This window comes from Paenibacillus sp. FSL H3-0310 (assembly GCF_038002785.1).
In the GTDB taxonomy this organism is placed as follows: Bacteria; Bacillota; Bacilli; order Paenibacillales; family Paenibacillaceae; genus Paenibacillus_AQ; species Paenibacillus_AQ odorifer.
In genome coordinates, this window is record NZ_JBBODC010000001.1 from 1,095,517 (window position 1) to 1,117,856 (window position 22,340).

Below are 22,340 nucleotides of genomic sequence, written 5' to 3' on the forward strand. Positions count from 1 at the left end.
TATCAATCTACGTTTCAAACATCTACCCGACACTACAGAATCAGATGATGAGTTTAGCCGTCAACTACGCTCATTTGCGCATATCCTGTTGTGCTGTACGTGCTAGCCCGAGCCCCATATGCAGTGTTTGAATTCAGTTTAGTGAGATATAGTTTTCCACCTTGCGGTAAGTTATTTGCATAACCTACATCCGAACCAGTGTTAAGATTTGTGAAACCGGCATTATAGCTTGTCCCTGGTAAAGAATCACCTATCATTGTGACTCTATTAGCGCTGGAATAAAAGGTGTAAAACGGTAGTGACGCTCCAGAATTTGAGGGTTCAAATAAGTAGACAAACCCAACATAATTCGCGGCTAGGGTATGAAAATCATAAGTTTGAGGCTTAGTTAACTGTTCTTTTCGTACATCTTCTTTCAATTTAGGAACATCCCAACCTGGAAAAAGGTCCGAAAATTCTGGAAGTTCTACTAACATTCCATCGGGCAACTCATAGCCAACCTGACCATCAACAGTCCAAGAAGTACTGTATATTATAGAATTCCTTGCATTCAAGATGTCGTCTTTCCATTCCGTAGGAGCTGCGTCAACATCCTGATAAGCGAGCTTCTCTTCCGACAGGGAAGCGAAGTAGTTCTGCTGATTACTTGCAAGCGCAAAGCTTGGAGTGAGGAGGAGGAGGAGAGCCAGGGCCGAGAAAACAAAGAGAGATTTCTTTTTCATTAATTAGTAGCCTCCATTCTAAAATTGGGAATTTGGTTTTTCGTTCAACGTGAAAGTATTCGTTAATTGTTCATCGGAATTGCCTCCGTTTCATTAGTGTTAAACTATGAAAATGCTTCTTCATAATATATATGTCTTAATGTATCGAATTGGGGACAAAGATTTTCAAAAATATCCCAATATTGTTTTTGTGTGTGATAAATAGGATAAAATATTTCTATTTTATAGATTTGACATGAATTCAAGACAAATGTAGAATATCATTGTAGACAGTTGTCTTAAAGGAGTTGATTAATAGAAATAATGAGAAAATTGCCAGATGCAGAGTTTGATATCATGAAAGTTGTGTGGGCCAATGATTCACCTATAACGACTAATGTTATTATGCAACAGCTGGGAAATGATAGGAAATGGAAAGCGCAAACGGTCATTTCTCTTATGTTACGGTTGGTTGAGCGTGGCTTTATTCGAACTGAAAAAAAGGGAAAAGAGCGCACTTATTTCCCTTTAATTAACAAAGAGGAGTACCTGAAATTTGAAACAGGCGACTTTATGGAGCGTTTTCATGCGAATTCATTCGTTAGCTTGGTTGCTACGCTATATGCTAGTAACAAAGTAAAGGACAGTGACCTCGATCAATTGGAAAATTGGCTGAAAGATAAGAGGGAGTGATATGCAGGGATTTTTAGTTACCGTGCTCCAATGCTCTGTATCTATGTCATTGCTGACGCTTGTGTACGCGGCAATACAGCCCTTTATATCCAAACGATATGTCGCAAAGTGGAATTATAGGGTTTGGCTGCTGCTTGCGGTAGGCTGGATATTCCCCTTTCGTCCACAGATTGACCTATTAGTTCTCCCTGTGACCATGCCGGATCTTCCTGCAACGCTTGTTCCATCCATAATCCGTACTGTCCCCTTAATGGACTTTGGGGATAGGGGGGATGCTTGGGCAACAATCTCTTTATGGTGGGTGCTTACAGCGATTTGGGGGTGCGGTATTGTAATCATAATACTGTATCATGCTCTACGGCATAGTCGTTTTATGAAGACGGTACGTCGTTGGAGTGATCCTGTAACCGATGCGAAGGTTCAAGGGATTTTAGACAGTGTAAGGTCGGAACTCGGGATTAAAAAGCATATAGGTTTATGCGTATGTGAAAGCGTTACAAGTCCTATGTTCATTGGCTTTATACAGCCTGTCATTTTACTGCCGCGAGTGAAACTATCAGATGATGAAGTGTATCTAATTCTAAAGCATGAGTTGATTCATCTTAAACGGCATGACCTCTGGTGCAAGGCCATGATCTTGATTGCAACCTCGTTTCATTGGTTCAATCCAGTTGTCTATCTTATGGCAAAAGCGGCAGCGGAACAATGTGAAATCTCTTGTGACGCATTGGTTTTACAAAACGCAGATCATCAACGGCGAATACAATATGGGGAAATCATTATTACTGTTGCGAGGAATGGGGCGAAGCTCCAAACAGCATTATCAAGTAATTTTTATGGAGGGAAAAAAGGTTTGAAAAATCGCATTTCTTCAATCATGGACCTAAAAGAGAAGAAAAATGGTGTTCTATTCCTTTGTGTGGCGCTGATAGGAATTATATGGATAGGGTCCGCGTTAACCGTTTCAGCTAACGCAGATGAACCTCAAGCATCTACTACTACCGAAGTTGTTACTTCGTCGTATGACAGAAATGACAATATTGATAGCGATAGTGAAATTGTTAATGAGGTAACACGCCTCAAAGAGCTATTGCGCCGCTATGCAAATAACCTAGGATATAAATGATGAATAGGAAGAAGGCAACCTTTTAGAGGGTTGCTTTTTTATTTTTAATTTTTTTTGAAAAAGTGTTCCTATTATCTGTTTATAGGGTAGTATTGAAATACCAATATTTATATGTTTATATAAAATTATAACTAAAGTAGATTGTATTTCATAAAAAGGAAATGGTGGTGAGAAGGCGGTGCTAAATGATAATCAACGTCGCACCATAAAAGTATTATATACGGAAATGTATAGTTCATTGTTGGCATATGCACAAAGCAAGTTGAATGACCGCACACTGGCCGAAGAAGCCGTTCAGGACACATTTAGAATCGCATGTGCTAAAGCCGACAAATTTCTATTTTGTTCCAATCCGAAAGGCTGGCTATTTAATACATTAAAGAATGTTATTAAAAACAAAGTTCGCAGTCGGGCATACCTTAAAAATATAGTAGTAACTTCATTCGAAATAGATGAAAACGTTATCTTTGAGGATAGTGACGTACTTGATGTTGACTTTATATTTTCTGACTTAACCAATATTGAAGACTATAAATTACTTAAAAAAATTACTCTGGAGAAGTATTCAATGATGGAGGCGGCTAATGAAATTGGGATTTCTGTAGAGGCCTGTAAAAAACGGGTTCAGCGAGTAAAGAAGAAGTTAAAAAAAGTTTTGAAAAACATAGTTTAACCAGCCAGCAATCATGAAAATAATATAAGTGTTCTGGCGCAAAAAAACAGTGGCGCAGCAAGTATTGTATTCAACCTTGTTATGCAGGAGAGGTTACGGCTATCGTGGAGCTGCTTAATAAGCAGAGAAATGGATAGGACCGGCAACATTTGTTCATCATCTGAAGGATGCGTTCATTATGCCTGGTGTACATGATAACCATGTATTTTTTACCGGTTACATGTCCATGCACCGTGGAGTGGATCTGACGAATGTCGCTACAATCCAAGAGGCTTTAGAGTTGCTAAAACAAGAGGCAAAAAAAACCTTATAGCAAAATGTATACGCTTACGGGTGGAGTGAAGAGTGTTGGGGCGAGCTTCCGGGGCAAAGCTTATTAGACGAAGCTTTTACTGACAGGGCTGTAATCGCCATTAATTTGACGAAAAGCTATTGTTGGATGAACAAGCTTGCCCAGGATAAGTATCAGTTTCTCCCTAACCAATGCAGCGCGGAATCACGCGCCCGTCTCCTTCATGACATGATGCAGGATCAGGAATTAGTCAGACAAGAGTTTTTGGACTTTGCCCGAATGCTTGCTAAGCGGGGTGTAACTTCGATAAAAGATATAGGCTTTGACAGGCATAGCGGTTTGCTGCCGGTCCTTGAAGAGCTGGAAGCAGCGGGAGAGCTGCCGTTGCAGGTCCATTTCGCGCTTGGATGCTTATATGGCTGCTGTGGCCGGAAAAGAAAATGAAAGCCGGTTTTATAATTACAAGTCCATGCTTGAGGCCAATGTTCCGATTACGATGGGTAGAAATGGAAACGGTTAAACTTAAAATAAAATTGTCCCTTCCTCATAGTTATACATTGATTTTTCTGATTATCGTGGCTATTGCCGGATTAACCTGGATTGTCCCGAGCGGCCAATTTGACCGCCAGGAAGTGCTGGTGGATGGTTCCTCCAGAACAGCCATCATCCCGGGAACCTATCATACCGTTCCTAAAATCAGTGAGCAAGGGGATTTGAGACAAGGATTTGCCCAAATTGCCAGTGCGCCGTTGGAGGGAATCATCAATGCTGCTGATGTCGTCGCCTTCGTCCTGATTGTAGGGGGAGCTTTTAGAATTATTCTGCAGACGGGGGCGATTGACCGGGCACTGATGGCTTTAGCCGGAAGACTCAAAAGTAAAGGGATATTACTGATTCCGATAGCCATGGTGATTTTCAGCGGTATTCCAAAATGATATTCTAAACCGCCAACGCTTCATCAAGGAGAACGATGGGATAGAAGTAAGTTTCTCGAATCGGGATAAATTAATTATTGGCGGCTTCATCTTTACCTTGGGACTTATTGTCTGGGGAATACTGAGCAAAGGCTGGTATATGACTGAGATCGGAGCGCTTTTCTTTGCACTTGGTATTTTTTCAGGGATTGTCACCCGGATGAGTCAAAAGGAAATTGCCGAGAATTTTGTTAAAGGTTGCGGAGAATTTATCTACGTGTGAGTTGTAATTTATCTTGTTGCGTTTGTAACGATTTTTGGTACAAGTATCTTAGTCCTGATGGTCAAGAAACCCTTGATTTATCAGGGCTTTTTTAATGGTTTTCCTTGAGTATTATTAAAGATACTCTAAATGGCTAAAACTGATTTTAGGTTCAAAAGCTCGTGGATCAATTGTTGGCACAAATCGTAGTGTGGAGGCGGTTAAATGAACACTATTGGGGCAAATATTAAACAACTACGAAAAATACATAATCTTAATCAAACGGATTTAGCTAATAAAATCGGTGTTTCTCAAGGCAGCCTTAGTGATTTGGAATCTGGAAAAGGTAAGCCGGCAATAGAGACGGTTTTCTCAATTTGCTCTGAGTTCGGTTGTTCTTATGAATGGCTTTTAACCGGGAAGGAGCATTCAACTATTGGTGAATTAAGTGGTACAGTAGTGGAGTTATTGCAGACTGTTAAGGGGCTTAACCCTAGAGAACAGCTAGAACTGTGACAGATCGCAAAAATTAAGCGTGATTTACTATAAAGATGATCAAGCGGAAATAAAAACGTAAAATTGAAATTTTGACGTAGTTTTACATCTTCACATCCAGATGTCGAAGCAGCAAATGGAAGCAGTATATTGTTACCAGACCTATACATGGAATACCACATGAAGCAGACCAGATTGCCCGCCGCCATAATAAGTGAACACTGCGTTGCCGCCAGTATTCAGTTGGGGCAGGACTTCCTCAACGTTCCCCCCATCTCTGTTTCATGCTTCATAGAATCGCCCTTGAAACCGTCAGTTTGGCTAATTGTATTATTTTTTACGTATGAGGCAACAAAATCAGTGAGCTCTGCTACTGTTGGATTGTTCAACATTTGCCGCAGAAAGGCATCAAACGGAATGGACTGACCGTCACAAGCATAATTACTCAATCGCGCAGCTTCCCGTCAACTTGAGCCATGATTAGTGAATCCGCACCATGTTATGCGGAGGGCCCCCTGCCTATTGATAATAAGGGACGGAATCCGCTAAATAATCATGCCCTGTCTTGACACCGGACTGGAGCAGCCATATGGTACAAGTGACAAGAACATACAAACATAGGGAGATACATGCTCAAGAAGGGGGAACTATGAATACATTCACAGCCTATGGCCGTAAGATCCGGCAGCAGATCGCCGGCAGGTATTACCGGATATCCATCAAACAGAGGATTCTGTTTTCGTTCATCGTGCTGATTACGCTGTCCATCGGTGCAATGGGCAGCTTCTCGTATTGGATTGCCGCGCAGGAGATCGAGGATAATGCCTACGCCGGCAGCCGGGAGACCGTAAGCAAGACGGCACAGCTGCTGGATTCCCGCCTGAATGATGTGGCGCTGTCTGTGCAGTCCCTGATGCTGAGCGATGCGTACCGCAAGATGATGCTCGATGTGTTCAGCCATGATGTGTCGAATTACTATGTCCATCTGTCGGATCTGCAATATGTGCTCTCCCAGGTAACGTTCAATCAGCCGATCATCGAAAACGTGCTGATCGTTACCCCGATTGGCGATTTCTATTCCACTACGCAGATCCGGGCGCAGGACAACTCGTTCTACGGCTCGGAATTATATGATCTGAGCAAGGAGCGGCCGGGCGGCTACTGGGCCAAAGGACATTATGACCGGTTGTTCACGGGCAGCCAGCGGGTGGTCTCCTTCGTAGTCCGGGGGATTTATGAATACCCTTACACGCCGATCAGCAATGTATTTATTGTGGTCAATATCAGGGAGAGCCGGATAGATGAGCTGCTGAATACAGGCGGAGAACAAGCAGGGAGAAATTATTATCTGGTGAGCGGGGAAGGAGAGGCGGTGGTGGAGTCCCGCTGGCCGTTCCGGGGCAGGTTCCCCTGGAAGCCGGTGCTTGCCGAAGCCGGGAAAGCGGCCGATCCGCAGGACCACTACTACAGCTATGGCGGCAAGAAGTATCTGGTTAATTATACAAGCTCAGCGGTATCACCCGACTGGATCATCTCCGGCATGCAGTCGCGGGACCAGCTGCTGGGCAAGCTGCAGCGGGTGCAGCGCATTACCCTCTATGTCATCGTTGTTTTCCTGCTGGCCACCTGGCTGATCTCCAACCAGCTGACATCTGTGCTGCTGAAGCCCCTGTTCAAGCTGCGGCGGCTGATGCGCAGAGTCGAAGAGAACCAGCTCAGCGTGGTGTATGAGAGCCGTTATGAGGACGAGGTTGCCCAGGTCGGCTTTCAGTTCAACCGGATGATGTCAGAGATTAAGACGCTGATCGCGGATGTGAAGACCAAGGAGGAGGACAAGCGGCATGCAGAGATCCGCGCGCTTACGGCCCAGATGGAGCCGCACTTTCTGTACAATACACTCAATACCATCTATTGCAAATCGGTCATGGGGGAGAATGACGATGTAAATGAGATGATCCTGTCGTTGTCGCAGATGTTCCAGATCGGGCTCAGTGGCGGCAAGGATCTGATTACCCTTGCGGATGAGCTGTCCCACGTGCGGCAGTATTTCGCTATTCAGCAGAAATGCTATGAAGGTCTGTTCGAATACACGGTGACGGTAGAGGATGAGGCACTGCTTACCTGTCTGATGCCCAAGATTATCCTGCAGCCGGTGGTGGAGAACAGCATCCAGCATGGATTCAGCGACCGGACTTTAGGAGGCAGGATAGACATCACGGTCAGCCGGGAGCAGGGGCTGCTGCATATTTGCATTACCGACAATGGACGGGGACTTGATGCTGTACGGGTCAAGCAGGGGATGCTCAGTGCTCCGCAGTCGAGGAAAGGTTATGCCCTGTTCAACATCAGGCACCGGCTGGCGCTGTATTACGGGGACGAAGCCCGTATGGATGTGGGCGGCGAACCAAGTAAGGGATCACGGATGGATCTGTGGATTCCCTCAGAAGAGGAGAGATGAAGGATGGACCGGATGCTGGAGCTGGAAAGGTTCAAATTATGTGTAATCGACGATATTAAAAGTGTGGTGGAGATGGTCTCGAGCAAGCCGCCATGGCAGGAGCACGGTATTGAGGTAGTCGGTACAGCGCTGGACGGTGAAGCGGGGCTGCAGATTATCCGCGAGACCCGGCCGGACATTGTGCTGACTGATATCCGGATGCCAAGAATGGACGGCCTGCAGATGACCCGGGCGATTCTGGAGGAACTGCCGGACTGCAAGATTATTATCCTCAGCGCCTACTCGGAGTTCTCTTATGCCCAGGAAGCCATCCGACTAGGGGCGCTTGATTTCGTCAAGAAGCCCTTTTCCCTGAACGAGATTGTGCAGGCTGTGCTGAAGGCCAGGGAGTTGTGCCGGGAGGAGCGTCAGGAGACCACCAGACTTGCTGTGATGGAGGCCAAAATTAGAGAAAGTCTACCTATTCTCCGCCAGGAATATCTCATCTTCCTGCTGCACCACCAGACGACAGAATGGGATGCACGTTCTCGTTGGGCCTATCTCGATATCCCTCTGGACCAGCATGATTTCTTCGTATTTGTCGCCGAAATCGATCATTTCACGGAGAAGCTGAGCGGCCAGCCTGTGCAGGAGGTCGAGCTGCTGCGGTTCAGCCTGCATAATATTCTCGAAGAGACGATTTCCGCCTGGACCCGCGGCGTCATTATCCGGGAGGCGACAGACCGGTACGTCTGCATCATGAACGGCTCGGACCCGGATACGGCGGCGCTGGTTACGGAGACCTGCTGCACGAATGTAAGCCGATTCTCCAGGCATACGCTTTCCATTGGCGTGGGGCTGGGCGTAGCGGCGATCCAGGAGCTGGGCACAGCGTACAGGCAGGCGATTAGCGCGCTGGGTTATCATTTCTACACCGGAGGAAACGGGGTCTACATTTACAGCAATATTGAGAATAAACCGCTCGCACTTCACAGCTACTCCGCCGCCGTTGAGCAGGAGTTACTGTTCGCCCTGCGTTCCGGCAATTCTGCCAAAAGCCTGCAGATGCTCGATCAACTATTCGCGGAGCTGCTGGACAGCGGGCATTTGCCTGAGCCGCGTTATGTGGAAAGCGTCGGCTATGAGCTGGGCTACAGGATCTGCCGGGTCCTGCTGGAGCAGTTCCCCTACGGGCAGGTGGAGCCGCTGGAGCACAGGATTGCCGTCTTGAAGAACCGGGTGCATCCTTCCCTGCAGGATATCCGGGACCTGCTGTCCGGGCTGTGCCGGGAGGCCTGTGCGCTGGTTACGGAGGCCCGTTCCCTGGAGTCCACGCGGATTATCCGCCAGGCCGCCGCTTATATCGATAGCCATCTGGATACGGGGCTGTCGCTGGAGCAGGTGGCGAAGCAGATTAACCTCAGCCAGGGGTATTTCTCCAACCTGTTCAAGAAGGTGCAGGGGATTTCGTTTCAGCAGTATGTGATGCACGAGAAGATGGAGAAGGCTAAGGCGATGCTGATCAGGGGCCGGCAGGTTCAGGAGATCGCCCAGGATCTCGGGTATGAGCACAGGCGCTATTTCAGCGAGGTGTTCAAGAAATATACCGGAATGACCCCGTCCGAGTTCAAACTGCATTATCTTGGAAAAGAATAAAAATGCGCAGGGGAGGCATGTCCGCAGGGCGGAGGTGGCCTCCCTTCACTGTATAAAGCTCCTGCAGAAATCTGCCCTTAAAGTGGGCTTACCCGCCTTATCCGGATGCGCCAATCCGTCTATAATCAGGTTGTAAGCGAATACAACAGGGATATATAAGGGGGAACTACCAATGATGAAGCGTATGCTAATAACATCTCTGAGCCTGGTCCTGGCACTTGGCCTGACAGCCTGCGGCAACGGTAACGGTGGCAATGCTGCAGAAGGTAAGGGAGACGGGAAGACAGGCGGCTCGGGGGACAAGACCAAAATCAGCTACTGGACCGGCGACCGTCATGATGCGGATTTCGTGAAGGACAAGGTAGCCGAGTTTAACGCAACCAATACTGACGGGATTGAGGTGGAGCTGGTCGTCAAGGGCGACGACTTCGATACCGCACTCGATCTGTCCTTCCAGACCTCCGATGCGCCGGATGTAATCCGGGTGAAGGAGAATACCATCCAGACCTTCTACAAAAAAGGCTTTCTCGCTCCCATTGACGAGTTCCTCACCGATGAGCTGAAGACGAAATTCCCGGTCATGCCGGATCTGAATGAATTTGACGGCAAGCGTTACAGTCTGCCGAATTATGGAACAACCATGCGTCTAGTATACAACAAGGATCTGTTCGCCAAAGCAGGCGTTGAGCATCCGCCAGCTACCCTGCAGGAGCTGGTGGATACCGCCAAAAAATTGACGGAAGCCGGTAAAGCGGACGGCGCTTACGGCTTCGCCCAGAACTTCAAAAGCCCCGGAAGCGCGTTTGCGCGTTCGGCGCGGGTGATTGCGGAGATGAGCGGCTACGGCGGTTTCGGGTATGATTTCAAGACGGCCCGCTACGATTTCAGCGGCTTCGAGTCGATCATCAATGCCTTTAAGCAGATCCGGGACAACGGCAGCATGCTGCCGGGTGTGGAATCGCTGGATATTGATCCGCTGCGGGCGCAGTTTGCAGAGGGCAAAATCGGAATGTATATGTCCTACTCCTCGGAGCCGGGCGTCTACAAGAATCAGTTCCCGGCCAAGATTGACTGGGCAGCCGCTCCGGTTCCGACCATCGACGGCACCGTGAAGGGGGCTTCGGGCTTCCTCGGGGGCCAGTGGCTGGCGCTGAGCTCGAAGTCGGAGCACAAAGGAGCAGCCTGGAAGTTCATGGAGTTCATGTACGGCGATCAGGTGCTGACGGATTATCAGGAAAAAGGCTTTGGCATCTCCATGGTTCCATCCGTCAGCGCAGTAGCCAAGACACCGGATGTGAACGGCATTGAAGGCTTCCTGCCGAACAAGCACGATGGAGTGTGGCCGGTCTATCCGTCTGTAGCACCGGAAGGGATGAAATCGGATGACGCCTTCTTCAAGTATATGCTGAACGGCGGCGATCTGAAGGCAATTATCGCCGATCTGAACAAACGCTATAACACTGCACTGGACAGCGTGATTGCGAATGATGGCGTGAAGGCCGAGCCGGATGCCGGCTTTGACCCCGCCGCATTGGGCGGCAAGTTCGCCAAGTAGATGGAAGGTCAGGAATAGAGATATAGGCCAAAGCAGAGGGATGAGGAAGCAGCTTTCCCATCCCTCTGCTCTGGCCGCAAGGGAGAGGAGCCGGAAGAAACCAGATGAACAAAACAAAACAAGCCTTATTTTCATACAGCTTTATCTTTCCAAGTGCCTTGCTCACGTTGGTCCTCGGGATTTATCCGATTGCCTGGGCGTTCCGCTATATGTTCTATGATTACAAAGGGTTCGGAACGGCCCGGTTTACCGGGCTGGCCAATTTCAGCCGCATCCTGAAGGATACCCAGTTCTGGGATTCGGTGGTGAACACGTTTGTCTATGCAGGCGGCAAGCTGCTGATCACTATTCCGCTGGCTCTGCTGCTGGCCTCCATATTGAATCGGGGGCTGCGGGGCAGACAGCTGCTGCGGGGGATTTTCTTCATGCCGACCGTCATCAGTACCGCCGTAATGGCCGTAGTCTTCTTCACGATCTTTAACTCGTATAACGGGATTCTCAACCAGTTCCTGATCCGTTCGGGCCTTTCCGATTCCGGTGTGGACTGGCTGGGGCCGAAATATGCCATGCTCACCGTCATTTTGGTTGCGGCTTGGGGGGCGGTCGGCAATTACATGCTGCTCTTCCTCGCCGGTCTGCAGAATATCCCGGAGGATGTTTATGAAGCCTCTTCCCTGGACGGAGCAGGCAGACTCCAGCAGTTCCGCTATGTCACCCTGCCGATGCTCGGGCCTGTCATGCAGATGGTCATTATGCTGGCGATCATTACAGCTTTGAAGGGATACGAGAGCATTATGGTGCTGACCGAAGGCGGTCCTGTAGGCAAGACAGAGGTGATGTTCCTGTATTTGTACAAATTATTTTTCCCTGTCGGCGGAGGCAGCGCGGCGGTCCAGGTCCAAGAGTTCGGATACGGCAGTGCGGTCGCCTTCGTGTCTGCGGTCATCGTCGGGATCATATCGCTCATTTATTTCTACGCATCCAGACGTATGAATCAGACCGATTGAGGAGAGAGGCTATTATGAGAATAAGAACCATACTGGGCAATATCATCCTGTGGATTTTTTTGCTGGCATTTGCTTTTATCACCCTGATTCCGGTTGTTATCACCATTCTCGGCTCCTTCAAGACAAATGCCGAACTGACTGCGGGAGCCACCTTCCTGCCGGATAGCTGGCACTTCTCGAACTATGCCGAAGCCTGGGCGCAGGCGAATTTCTCCAGATATACGCTGAACAGCCTGATTGTCTCTCTGGCGGCGGTGGTTGGCACGCTGCTGGTATCATCCATGGCGGCTTATGTGGTGGACCGGATGGATTTTGCAGGCAAGAAACTGTATATCGGCCTGCAATCCTTTACTATGTTCGTGGCAGTAGGGGCGGTCGTGCTGCGTCCGCAGTTTGATCTGATGGTCAAGCTTCATCTGCACAGCAGCCTGTGGGGGGTCATATTGATTCTGATCTCCGCCCATGCTTCGATCTTCTTCATTCTGTCCAGCTTCATGAAGGGGATTCCCCGTGAGCTGGATGAGGCGGCGCTGATGGACGGCAGCTCCCCCGGTCGCACCTTCTGGCGGATTATTCTGCCGCTGCTCGGACCTGGACTCGGCGTAGGTGCGCTGTTCACCTTCCGCGGCGCGTGGAATGAATATCTGCTGCCACTCGTGTTCACGATGACGAAGCCGGAGCTGCAGACGCTGACTGTCGGGCTGGCGAACCTGAAATACGGGATTTCGGCCGCTTCCCAGACCCACTATATGATGGCAGGCGCCTGCTTGTCCATTCTGCCGATTCTCGTAGCCTATCTGTTCGCCAACAAATCCTTCATGCAGATGACAGCCGGTTCCCTCAAAGGGTAGCGGTCCGGCCCTGCGCAACCCATATTCCATATTTAAAATTCAAGGAGGTACATCCCATGACTCAACACGCTCCGGCAATTCTGCAATCTGCCCCGTTCATCCGGCGGTATCCGGGCAATCCTGTGCTGGATGCAACGAAGGTTCCTTACCCCACCGCACTGGTATTCAATGCCGGTGTAACGAAATTTAACGGCAAGTATGTGATGATCTTCCGTAATGATTACGGCTCACTGGTAGATCAGACGCTTGAGCCGCACCACACCACGGATCTCGGCATTGCTTACAGTGACGACGGGCTGAGCTGGACCGCCGGCCCGAAGCCAGTGTTCAAAATTCATGACGAGGAAATTATCCGCGCCTACGACCCGCGCCTGACCGTGATCGGCGGCCGTTGTTATATGTGTTTTGCCGTGGATACGCACCATGGCATCCGCGGCGGAATTGCCGTTACCGATGATCTGGAACACTTCGAGGTGCTCAGCCTGTCTACACCGGACCTGCGCAATATGGTACTGTTTCCCGAGTTGATCGGCGGCAAGTATGTCCGGCTGGAGCGTCCCTTCACGGTATACAGCCGCGGCGGCCGGGACCGCTTCGATGCCTGGATCTCCGAGTCGCCGGACCTGAAGCATTGGGGCAACTCCAGCCTACTGCTCGCCGTCGAGCAGGTGCCGTTTGCCAATGACAAGGTTGGCCCGGCCGCACCTCCGGTCCGGACGGATAAGGGCTGGCTGACCACCTTCCATGCAGTGGATGTGGACCCGGCCAGAGGCAAGCAAGGTTGGGAGGACACCTGGAAGAAGCGCTATACCGCCGGAATTATGCTGCTGGATCTGGAGGACCCCCGCAAGGTGATCGGCATGAGCAGGCAGCCCCTGCTGGTACCGGAGACAGACTATGAGATTGGCGGGGGATTCCGCAATCATGTGATTTTTCCGGGAGGGATGATTCTGGAGGAAGACGGCGAGGTCAAGATCTATTACGGCTCTGCGGATACGGTGGAATGTCTGGCAACGGCCCATGTGGACGATATACTCCGGCTCTGTCTGGAGCCGGAGCATAGATAAGATTGGAAGCAGGCTGAGGGCGGAAATGCGGAGTAACAGTAGGGCCATGTGCCATGATTGGAGCGGCTTGCGCGGAGATTGTGCATAAAATGCAACAATACAGCTCAGTAGTAGCGACCAACGCAGAAATCCTGTACAAGGTGAACAAAACCGGGGCCGTATTTTAAAAGGAAACTTTGCTGATGCAGAAAAGGTTAGTATTACTCTGCCACTTCCGAAGCTGAACAGGAATATGTCGACTTTATGAAAAGAGTAATAGAGCATCACTGGTGAAATCATTATTCACTGATGACAGAGTATTTTCTGAAGATATGAAAGAGGTGTTTATTTATGCTAAAAAGGTTAAGACTATTAAGTTTAATTGTTTGTATGCTCGCCAGTCTTTTAGCTGTCGTTCCTTTGACAGCAAGAGCGGCGGGCACAATTGTAAGCTATCCATTACCGTCGATCTATACCACGACCAGTCAATACACGGTAACAGCAGACTCTACAAATATACCGGTAATCGACACTTCGGCGGTATTTGTAAACTATAATTATTGTAATTTCTCTTTTTCAGGTACTACTACAATCACAATAACAGCAAGCGAGACAATCAATACCTATAATATTTCTCCCAAAGCTTTGGGAATCACTGCAACAAAGAGTGGAAATACACTTACATTTACACTTTCATCACCAACATATCTTATAGTTAAAATCAATAACCTGAAAGATCTGGTTATTGCGGCAGATGCTCTTGAATCCAATGTTCCGGCTTCATCCGGTACAGGTATATACAATGTTAAAACTCAATACGGTGCCGACAGTACCAGTGCCGATATGGCTACAACTGCAATACAAAACGCCATAAATGCGGCTAACGCAGCAGGTGGCGGTATAGTATACGTTCCAGCCGGTGTTTATAAGTGCGGAAACCTTGTTTTAAAAAGCAATGTTTCGGTTTATCTGGAGGGTGGTTCTGTTATAAGGGGTTCAGGAAATCCAAGCGATTACACTACCCATTTTCATAAGAATTCTCTGGGTAAGGATGGAACATGGTTTATTTATACTGAAACAAATGCAAACAATATTAAGATATACGGCAGGGGGACTATTGACGGCAATGGCCATTATATGAGAAATACAAACAATTATTTGAACAATATTCTTGTACCCTTGCAGTGCAGCAACTTCACGGTTGACGGCATAACAATAAGAGACAGCGGTGGCTGGGCTACAATAGTTACAAGATCTAATAACGTAACATTCCAGAATACAAAGCACTTCAACAACAATGAACTTGATTATGAAAATGATGCAATCGACATTCAAGAGAGCCAGAATGTACTCATAAAGCACACTGTAGCAGTATCGGAGGATGACACATACTCATTTAAGACATGGGATGTAGAAACTACGGATATAGCTGCAAACTGGCCTGGAAGTCCTGAAAGCCAGTCAAATGTAGTTGTGGATGATGCTTTGGCTTGGAGCAGATGTGGAGCATTTAAGGTTGGAGATGGAGTGAAACAGCTTCAGGATGGCATAGTTGTTAAAAACTCTTATGTATACCGGTGCTGGCGTGCTTTAGCAGTAGGTCATCTTTATGGAACTCCAGCAGCACAAAACATCATATTTGACAATATAGATGTAGAAGGCTTCTGGCCAAGATCCGGTGTTCACTCCAGATGGTTTGATCTTTCTGCGAAAACCGGTCCGATAAAAAATGTGGTCTATAATAATATAAATTTACGCGCTTTAGGTGAAGTTTCAATAATGAAGGGTTGGAGTGACACATCTACTGTCTCCGGAGTTACATTAAACAATGTTCGCGTCGGTGGAGTTGCGGCAACTACATTGGCAGAATTGAAAATAACAGATACTAACAGCTATGCTGCAGCTCCAAAATTCAACACATTGAAATTTGAAGCGGAAGGCTATAACCTTAGTTCAGGTGTTATTTCCTATGAGGCAAGCACTGATGGTGGGCTGGATGTTGGTGGAGGGAGTAATGGCGACTATATAGCATTTAAAAATGTAGATTTTGGTAGTACAGCTAAAACAAGTATTGATTTGAAGGTTGCATCCGCTAATTCCAGCGGAAGAATAGAATTCCACTTGGACAGTCCTACGGGCACTATGCTGGGTTATTGGACAGCAGAAAGCACAGGCGGATGGCAGACATGGTCAGTCAAGAATATCCCGCTTAATGCCGGGACCGCTGTAGGGACCCATACCGTATATGTAACTTTTGTTAAGTCAGATTCAACCACAGTTGCAAATTTAACCTGGTTCCAGTTCAAATAGAATGGAAACGGTTTGATTTAATTGCAATAAGATGGATCTAGCTATTGTTGTGGCAGAATCGCCGAATTGAGGCCTTTTTAATGCCAAGATGAAATATAACTCACACTACGCTGCTGTGATCATCGGTTTGGCCCGGGGGATCCTCGTCGTTGCAGAGAACGGGATGATTATCGATACCATTTTGAATGGCCTGGCTACTATGCTTAAGGGTTTGCCGAATTACTTGTTCACCACCATCATGCTGGTCGTGCATAATATTATTACGTTCTTGGTTCCTTCTTCATCAGGAGAGGCGGCCTTGACGATGCCTGTGCTTGCACCATTAGGCGATCTTGTGGGTGTTAACCGCGAAGCGGTAGTAACCGCATACCAATTTGGAAATGGATTAACGAATCTCATTTCGCCAACAGGCGGTGTGCTGCTGGCAGGTTTGGCCATCGCCCGGATCAATTTTGGACAATGGTTAAAGGTAATACTCAAGCTGTTTCCGATTCTTTGGCTGGTGGCGGCAATCTTTGCCGCAGTTTCCTCTGCTGTGGGCATGTAGTGGATAACATATTGCAAAGCCATGCGGGATTTCCCGCAGAAGATAATCAAAATCCCAAGGTCATACTGACCTTGGGATTTTTGACTCTACATATTGATCCTATTCCCCTCACATCACATCTGTAGAAGATGAATCAATCATTCTCCTAATCTATTATTGTTTATTTTAATAATTAATCGCAGTCTCCTCTTTGTTGTATATTTCCTCCTGATTTGTGGCCACAAATAATGTATGCTAAGAATTTAATCCGTTATTTACCTATCCGTCAGTTTCTGCCGTTCCAAACAGCAGAATACAAACTGTTCAGAAGATAACGCTTCCACGTATGATGTATTCATAACCAGCTGAGTGCTTCATCCGATACTAGTATCACAAATGAGGGAATTTAAGGTGAGAGAATATACGATTGTTAATATTTTATATACCCGCAAGAGTCCTGTGCGCATGAGTGAGCTGATTGCCGAAGTGGGGTTGTCCGAACGGACTCTCCGTGACGTGATCCGTGCACTCGACAAAACAGGAGAGGCGAATGGTTTCGGTATCCGTATGATCCGCGGCCAGGGTTATCTACTGGAGATTGGCGATGAAGCCAAATTCAGTAGCTACCAGGAAAAAGGAATGCTGCAGCTGGATCAGGTGGATCTCGATAATAAGCAATCACGCCAGCAGTATTTACTATTCTATCTCTTGCAGAACGATAACTATCAGTCTATGGATAACATGGCGGAAGAAATCGGCGTTAGCCGTTCTACTATTATTTCCGATCTGAAGGAAGTAGAGCAGCGACTTGCCGCTTTCCGGCTTAGCTTGAAACGCCGGGCTCATTATGGCATGAAAATCGAGGGGGAAGAGCAAGACTTCCGTAAAGCCTTTTCTTACTTTATCTTGCAATCGGGTCATACGCTGCAGCATACGGAGGATTTTCATGCTTTTAGTCAGGACTTCGATGCTGAGCAGCTTAAGGGATTTCTACTGCAAATCCTCAAGGAAAAAGAACTGAAGATCTCGGATGTGTTTCTGGATAATATCTTGACCCATCTGTTCATTCTTCTTTACAGAGTTTCCAAGCACAATTTCATTGTGGCTGGACAAGCCTTGCAGGGAACACCTGAGCCGCTGTATCAGGATATTGCCGGGAGTATTGCAGATTTCATCTCCTCTCAATACCAGATTAAGCTTCCGGCGGATGAGATTGATTATTTGGCGCTGCACATTTCTGGCAAGACCATTATGGAGCGGATGTCGGAAGAGACCAAATCGCATCTGCGGGAGGGAATCACGGCTATTCTGGAGCGCTTGGACCGCGAGTTCCTTACTGGATTCACTCAAGATCAAGAGCTGCGCGAAGCACTGCTATTGCATATGTTCCCGCTGCTGAACCGGTTGTATTACAATCTTCAGCTCGGCAACCCATTGGTGGAGGATGTTTACAGCCAGTATGCCAATGTGTTCGTCATTTCCTTCCGCTTCGCTGAGATTGTAGAGGAGCAGTACGGGTTTCGGATGTCGCGGGATGAGGCAGGGTATGTCGCGTTGCATTTTGCCACCCATCTGGAACGGATGCAGCAGCGCAATCTGGAGAAGTTCAAGCGGATTGCCGTGATCTGCTCGACAGGAGGGGGCAGTGCCCAGTTAATCCGGCTGAAGCTGGAAGCGGTATTCCCCAAAGCGTCGGTGATCACAGCCTCCATCACGGAGGTGGAGGAGATCAGCAGCAAGCCTGTGGATCTGATTCTCTCTACTGTACCGCTGGCAACAGAGATTAAGGAAAAACCGGTGATCCATATCAAACAGCTGCTGGATGATCAAGAGATTCAGCGGATCAAAGAAATATTGTCTTTGCAGATTAATCGCACAGAACCATCCTACAAGCTGATGGATTTCAAGGATTTGTTCCGCAGGGAGCTGTTTCATCTGTCTGGTTCGGATGAAGATTACATGGAGCTGTTAAAGCAGCGCTGCCGGGAGATCGTGGGCAATCATTATGCAGCTGACGATTTTCCCGAACAAGTGCTGCTCAGAGAGCAGAAATTCACCACCATTTACAAAAATGGGGTGGCCGGCCCGCATCCGATGCGGATGAGCGCGATCCGCGACTGTATCAGTGTAACCGTGTTGAAGAAACCGCTGATCTATGAGGGTAAGCCGGTCCAGTTGATTTTTCTGATCAATCTGGGTCCGGGGCAGTTATTCCTGCACAAAGAGATCAGCAAGCTGCTACTGGTTCTAATGGAGAAGGAAGACAGCCGTAACCGGCTGCTAAACACGAATAGTTATGAGCAATTTATGAATGAGATAGAGAACCTACTATAAAAAAATGACGATACGGAGTGGAGAACCCATGGATTATGAACAAACGATTATGCAGATTATTGCCAGCAGCGGAGAGGCAAGAAGCCTTAGCTTAAAAGCGGTAAGAACCGCGCGCGCCGGAAACCTGGAAGAAGCGGGCGAGATGATTAAGAACGCCAAGACCAGCCTGACCAAAGCACATAAAGTGCAAACGGGGCTGATCCAGGCTGAAGGCCGGGGCGAAAAGACAGAAATTACGCTGCTGATGATTCACGCGCAGGATCATTTGATGAATGCCCTGACGGTTAGAGAACTGGCTGTGGAACTGATCGAAGAAATCAAAGAACGCAAGGCGCTCGAACTAGAATTGAAAGGATCGGTGAACTAAGATGAAAAAAATATTGCTCGCCTGTGCAGGCGGATTCTCGACAAGTATGCTGGTGGAACGGATGAAAGAATCGGCACGGACACAAGGGGTTGAAGTGGTTATTGATGCGGTGGCGGAGAGTGACATCGCCGATCAAAAGCCTTTTGACATCATTATGCTTGGACCACAAATGGGACACGCCGAAGGCGATCTGGCCGCAGAATATCCGAACATTCCAGTAACTACGATCGATATGATGGACTATGGCATGATGGATGGGGACAAGGTGCTGGCTACAGCACTTGAACTGATGGAGAAGGGGGCTTAAGTCATGGCAGGCGGCGCAGAATGGAGAGCCAAGATCCAGAAAGTCAGCACGAAAATCCAAAAAAACACCTATATCAGCGCTATTTCCAACGGTCTGATGGCCTTGATGCCAATTTTGATTCTGGGCGCTATTTTTTCCCTGATTAATGCACTCAAGCTTGATCCTTATCAGAATTTCCTGGAAAGCACTGGACTCAAAACTTATACTTCGATTCCGGCAACTGTAACCACCGATTTGATCGCACTCTACGCGGTGTTCTCCATCGCTTACAATTTCGCTACCCAACATAAGCAGCAAGGCTTTTCGGCAGGGATTTTGGCGCTGATGAGTTTCTTGCTAGTTACACCAAAAGGACTGCTGGATGATGGCGTGACCAAAGCATTTGGTTACTCCTGGTTAGGCGCCAAGGGATTGTTTGTGGCAATCATCCTGGCACTGCTGGTAGGTAAGATCTATACCTTTGTATTGGAAAAGAAATTCTATATCAAAATGCCGAAGGGTGTTCCGCCCACGGTCGAGAAATCTTTTGCCGCGCTTACGCCTGGTTTTATCGTAGCGGTTCTGATGCTGGTGCTGACGGCGATTTTCGCCGCAACGAAATATGGCAATATGCACGAGTTTGTCTTCTCGATTATCCAGCTGCCACTGACTAGTCTGGGGGGTACCTGGTGGGCGATGCTGATCTGCATCTTCGTAATTCACCTGCTGTGGTTCTTTGGAGTTCACGGCACCTTGGTAGTCTATTCCGTTGTCGGCCCGATTTGGGTGGCTTTGGGACTTGAGAATCTGGACGCTTACCAAAGAGGTGTGGAAGGTACGCATATCATTGGTTCACCGTTCTTCCCGGTTTATGTACTGATCGGTGGTGCGGGGGCAACGTTAGGTCTCATTATTGCGATGTTGTTCGCCAAATCTACACGTTATAAGACACTTGGTAAACTGGCAATTATTCCAAGTCTGATCGGTGTCAATGAGCCGGTGATTTTCGGGATGCCATTGGTGCTGAATGTTCGGTTTATGATTCCGTTTATCCTGACTCCGCTGGTGAGTAGTGGTCTGGCGATTCTTCTGACGACTCTGGGTATCCTTCCTGTGCTGCACGGGATTCAGGTGCCGCTGGGCATTCCGGTGCTGGTTAATGGCTGGATGAACGGGGGCTGGCGCGTAAGTGCGTTCCAGCTGGTTATGATTGGTGCAAGCTTCATGATCTACTATCCATTCTTTAAAAAAGCCGATGCCGAAGCGCTGGAGCAAGAACAGCAGGCTGAAGCTAAAGCGGTAGCAACCGCTGCCGCCAATTAATAAAAGGAGGCTCAACCGATGACTTATCCATTTCCGGAAAACTTCCTGTGGGGCGGTGCGGTAGCCGCCAATCAGGTCGAAGGCGCGTATAATGAGGGCGGGAAGGGTTTGTCCACTGCTGATGTAGTCAAATATTGTCCTCCTAAGGAACGGCAGAGCCTGGAACAGCTATTGTCCATGTCCGGTCCACAGCTAGAAGAGGCCATACAGGATGATAATCAGGGGAATTACCCCAAACGCAGAGGGATTGATTTCTACCACCGCTACAAAGAAGATATCGCCTTGTTCGCTGAGATGGGTTTTAAGGTATTCCGTATGTCCATCTCCTGGCCACGTATTTATCCGAATGGCGATGAGCAGGTACCTAACGAGGCAGGACTGCGATTTTACGACGATGTTTTTGATGAGTTGCGCAAATATAATATCGAGCCGCTGGTCACCATTTCCCATTATGAAATGCCGGTGCACCTAGTCACCAAATACAACGGCTGGGAATCCAGAGAACTGATTGAACTGTTCGTCCGTTATGCGGAGACTGTGTTCACCCGTTACCGGGATAAGGTGAAGTATTGGCTGACTTTCAACGAAATCAACTGTACGCTCAAAGCGCCGTTTCTGGGCGCAGGGATTATTCTGGATGGCAAGTCAAATGAGAAGCAGGTTGCTTTTCAGGCTTTGCATCACCAGTTCGTAGCCAGTGCGCTTGCGATTAAGCGGGGCCGGGAGATCAATCCGCAGTTCCAGATCGGCTGCATGCTGGCCCGCAAGCTGCTTTACCCATATTCCTGTCATCCCGGTGATGTACTGAAAGCGCAAGCGGAGAACCAAATGGCAATGTTCTGCTCCGATGTTCAGGTTAGAGGCTATTATCCTTCTTATATCCGCCGGCATTTGGAGCAGCATGGAGTGACAATAACCATGTTGCCGGGAGACGAAGCTTTGCTGCGGGACAATCTTGTAGATTTTCTTTCCTTTAGTTACTACATGTCCTCAGTAGTCAGTGTAGATGAGAGTATCACGGCTACGACGGAAGGTAACCTGTCCTCAGGGCTGAAGAATCCCTTCCTGAAAACTTCCGATTGGGGCTGGCAGATCGATCCAAAGGGGCTGCGGTTTGTGCTCAAGGAGATGCATGACCGCTACCAGCTTCCTTTGTTCGTAGTAGAGAATGGTCTGGGTGCTGCAGATGTGCTCGAACTGGATGGCACTATCCGTGATCCATACCGGATAGAGTATCTGGCCCAGCATATTGAGCAGATGGCGGAAGCCATTGCCGATGGCGTGGAGCTGATGGGCTACACCAGCTGGGGCTGTATTGATCTGATCTCGGCTTCCACCTCGGAGATGCGCAAGCGGTACGGCTTCATTTATGTTGATCAGGATGATGCAGGCAATGGAACGCTGCTGCGTCTGCGTAAGGACAGCTTTTACTGGTACAAAAAGGTCATAACCTCTAACGGAGCAAATTTAAGCTATTAGTGCGGCG

At 48.2% G+C, this 22,340-nt stretch carries 22 protein-coding genes; 21 read left to right on the forward strand and 1 reads right to left on the reverse strand.

From position 1 onward, the window contains the following. Positions 1–53 precede the first annotated feature (53 nt). Positions 54–722 (reverse strand): hypothetical protein, encoded by a 669-nt coding sequence (locus tag MHH63_RS04965; protein WP_036683328.1) that lies wholly within the window; start codon positions 720–722, stop codon positions 54–56. A gap of 303 nt (positions 723–1,025) precedes the next feature. Between MHH63_RS04965 and MHH63_RS04970 the strand changes: the two genes are divergently transcribed. From MHH63_RS04970 to MHH63_RS05070, 21 genes are all read left to right on the forward strand, one after another. Further along, the gene (locus MHH63_RS04970; RefSeq protein ID WP_036683325.1) at positions 1,026–1,394 is read left to right on the forward strand and encodes a BlaI/MecI/CopY family transcriptional regulator; all 369 of its coding nucleotides are present in this window, start codon (positions 1,026–1,028) and stop codon (positions 1,392–1,394) included. A 1-nt stretch (position 1,395) separates the two neighbouring features. After that, entirely contained in the window at positions 1,396–2,520 is a 1,125-nt protein-coding gene (locus tag MHH63_RS04975) for a M56 family metallopeptidase (protein WP_051491285.1), read from the forward strand. Positions 2,521–2,746: 226 nt separating this feature from the next. Beyond that, the gene (locus tag MHH63_RS04980) at positions 2,747–3,193 is read left to right on the forward strand and encodes an RNA polymerase sigma factor (protein WP_076191854.1); all 447 of its coding nucleotides are present in this window, start codon (positions 2,747–2,749) and stop codon (positions 3,191–3,193) included. A gap of 178 nt (positions 3,194–3,371) precedes the next feature. After that, complete coding sequence (locus tag MHH63_RS04985) at positions 3,372–3,506, forward strand: hypothetical protein (protein WP_256715948.1); 135 nt, start codon at positions 3,372–3,374, stop codon at positions 3,504–3,506. Positions 3,507–3,632: 126 nt separating this feature from the next. Beyond that, entirely contained in the window at positions 3,633–3,929 is a 297-nt protein-coding gene (locus MHH63_RS04990; RefSeq protein WP_051491284.1) for a hypothetical protein, read from the forward strand. Between the two features lie 62 nt (positions 3,930–3,991). Next, the gene (locus MHH63_RS04995) at positions 3,992–4,420 is read left to right on the forward strand and encodes a hypothetical protein (RefSeq protein WP_341171271.1); all 429 of its coding nucleotides are present in this window, start codon (positions 3,992–3,994) and stop codon (positions 4,418–4,420) included. Positions 4,421–4,460: 40 nt separating this feature from the next. After that, a complete protein-coding gene (locus MHH63_RS05000; RefSeq protein ID WP_235219493.1) occupies positions 4,461–4,682 on the forward strand; it encodes a hypothetical protein in 222 nt (73 codons plus the stop codon). Between the two features lie 204 nt (positions 4,683–4,886). Continuing rightward, the gene (locus MHH63_RS05005) at positions 4,887–5,177 is read left to right on the forward strand and encodes a helix-turn-helix domain-containing protein (protein WP_076317110.1); all 291 of its coding nucleotides are present in this window, start codon (positions 4,887–4,889) and stop codon (positions 5,175–5,177) included. Positions 5,178–5,805: 628 nt separating this feature from the next. Next, the gene (locus MHH63_RS05010) at positions 5,806–7,614 is read left to right on the forward strand and encodes a cache domain-containing sensor histidine kinase (protein ID WP_076187403.1); all 1,809 of its coding nucleotides are present in this window, start codon (positions 5,806–5,808) and stop codon (positions 7,612–7,614) included. Positions 7,615–7,617: 3 nt separating this feature from the next. Then, complete coding sequence (locus MHH63_RS05015; RefSeq protein WP_341171272.1) at positions 7,618–9,249, forward strand: response regulator; 1,632 nt, start codon at positions 7,618–7,620, stop codon at positions 9,247–9,249. Positions 9,250–9,421: 172 nt separating this feature from the next. Beyond that, positions 9,422–10,804 carry an ABC transporter substrate-binding protein gene (locus tag MHH63_RS05020; RefSeq protein ID WP_036683312.1) on the forward strand — a complete coding sequence of 461 codons (1,383 nt, stop codon included), beginning with the start codon at positions 9,422–9,424 and terminating at the stop codon, positions 10,802–10,804. A 104-nt stretch (positions 10,805–10,908) separates the two neighbouring features. Beyond that, entirely contained in the window at positions 10,909–11,811 is a 903-nt protein-coding gene (locus MHH63_RS05025; RefSeq protein WP_036683309.1) for a carbohydrate ABC transporter permease, read from the forward strand. 14 nt (positions 11,812–11,825) lie between these two features. Beyond that, on the forward strand, positions 11,826–12,662 hold the full coding sequence (locus tag MHH63_RS05030; RefSeq protein WP_036683306.1) for a carbohydrate ABC transporter permease: 837 nt from the start codon (positions 11,826–11,828) through the stop codon (positions 12,660–12,662). A 56-nt stretch (positions 12,663–12,718) separates the two neighbouring features. Next, entirely contained in the window at positions 12,719–13,729 is a 1,011-nt protein-coding gene (locus tag MHH63_RS05035) for a glycoside hydrolase family 130 protein (RefSeq protein WP_341171273.1), read from the forward strand. 330 nt (positions 13,730–14,059) lie between these two features. Beyond that, positions 14,060–16,018, forward strand: coding sequence for a carbohydrate-binding protein (locus tag MHH63_RS05040; protein WP_341171274.1), 1,959 nt, complete (start codon positions 14,060–14,062; stop codon positions 16,016–16,018). 88 nt (positions 16,019–16,106) lie between these two features. Next, positions 16,107–16,565: a TIGR00366 family protein gene (locus tag MHH63_RS05045; protein WP_248549335.1), complete on the forward strand. Its 459-nt coding sequence runs from the start codon at positions 16,107–16,109 to the stop codon at positions 16,563–16,565. A 390-nt stretch (positions 16,566–16,955) separates the two neighbouring features. Beyond that, positions 16,956–18,878, forward strand: coding sequence for a BglG family transcription antiterminator (locus tag MHH63_RS05050; RefSeq protein ID WP_076128885.1), 1,923 nt, complete (start codon positions 16,956–16,958; stop codon positions 18,876–18,878). A gap of 28 nt (positions 18,879–18,906) precedes the next feature. After that, positions 18,907–19,245 carry a PTS lactose/cellobiose transporter subunit IIA gene (locus MHH63_RS05055; RefSeq protein ID WP_038572728.1) on the forward strand — a complete coding sequence of 113 codons (339 nt, stop codon included), beginning with the start codon at positions 18,907–18,909 and terminating at the stop codon, positions 19,243–19,245. Between the two features lies 1 nt (position 19,246). Then, a complete protein-coding gene (locus MHH63_RS05060; protein WP_036683292.1) occupies positions 19,247–19,552 on the forward strand; it encodes a PTS sugar transporter subunit IIB in 306 nt (101 codons plus the stop codon). 3 nt (positions 19,553–19,555) lie between these two features. Next, positions 19,556–20,854 (forward strand): PTS sugar transporter subunit IIC, encoded by a 1,299-nt coding sequence (locus tag MHH63_RS05065; RefSeq protein WP_076302552.1) that lies wholly within the window; start codon positions 19,556–19,558, stop codon positions 20,852–20,854. A gap of 18 nt (positions 20,855–20,872) precedes the next feature. Beyond that, the gene (locus MHH63_RS05070; RefSeq protein ID WP_341171275.1) at positions 20,873–22,333 is read left to right on the forward strand and encodes a glycoside hydrolase family 1 protein; all 1,461 of its coding nucleotides are present in this window, start codon (positions 20,873–20,875) and stop codon (positions 22,331–22,333) included. The last annotated feature ends 7 nt before the right edge of the window (positions 22,334–22,340 follow it).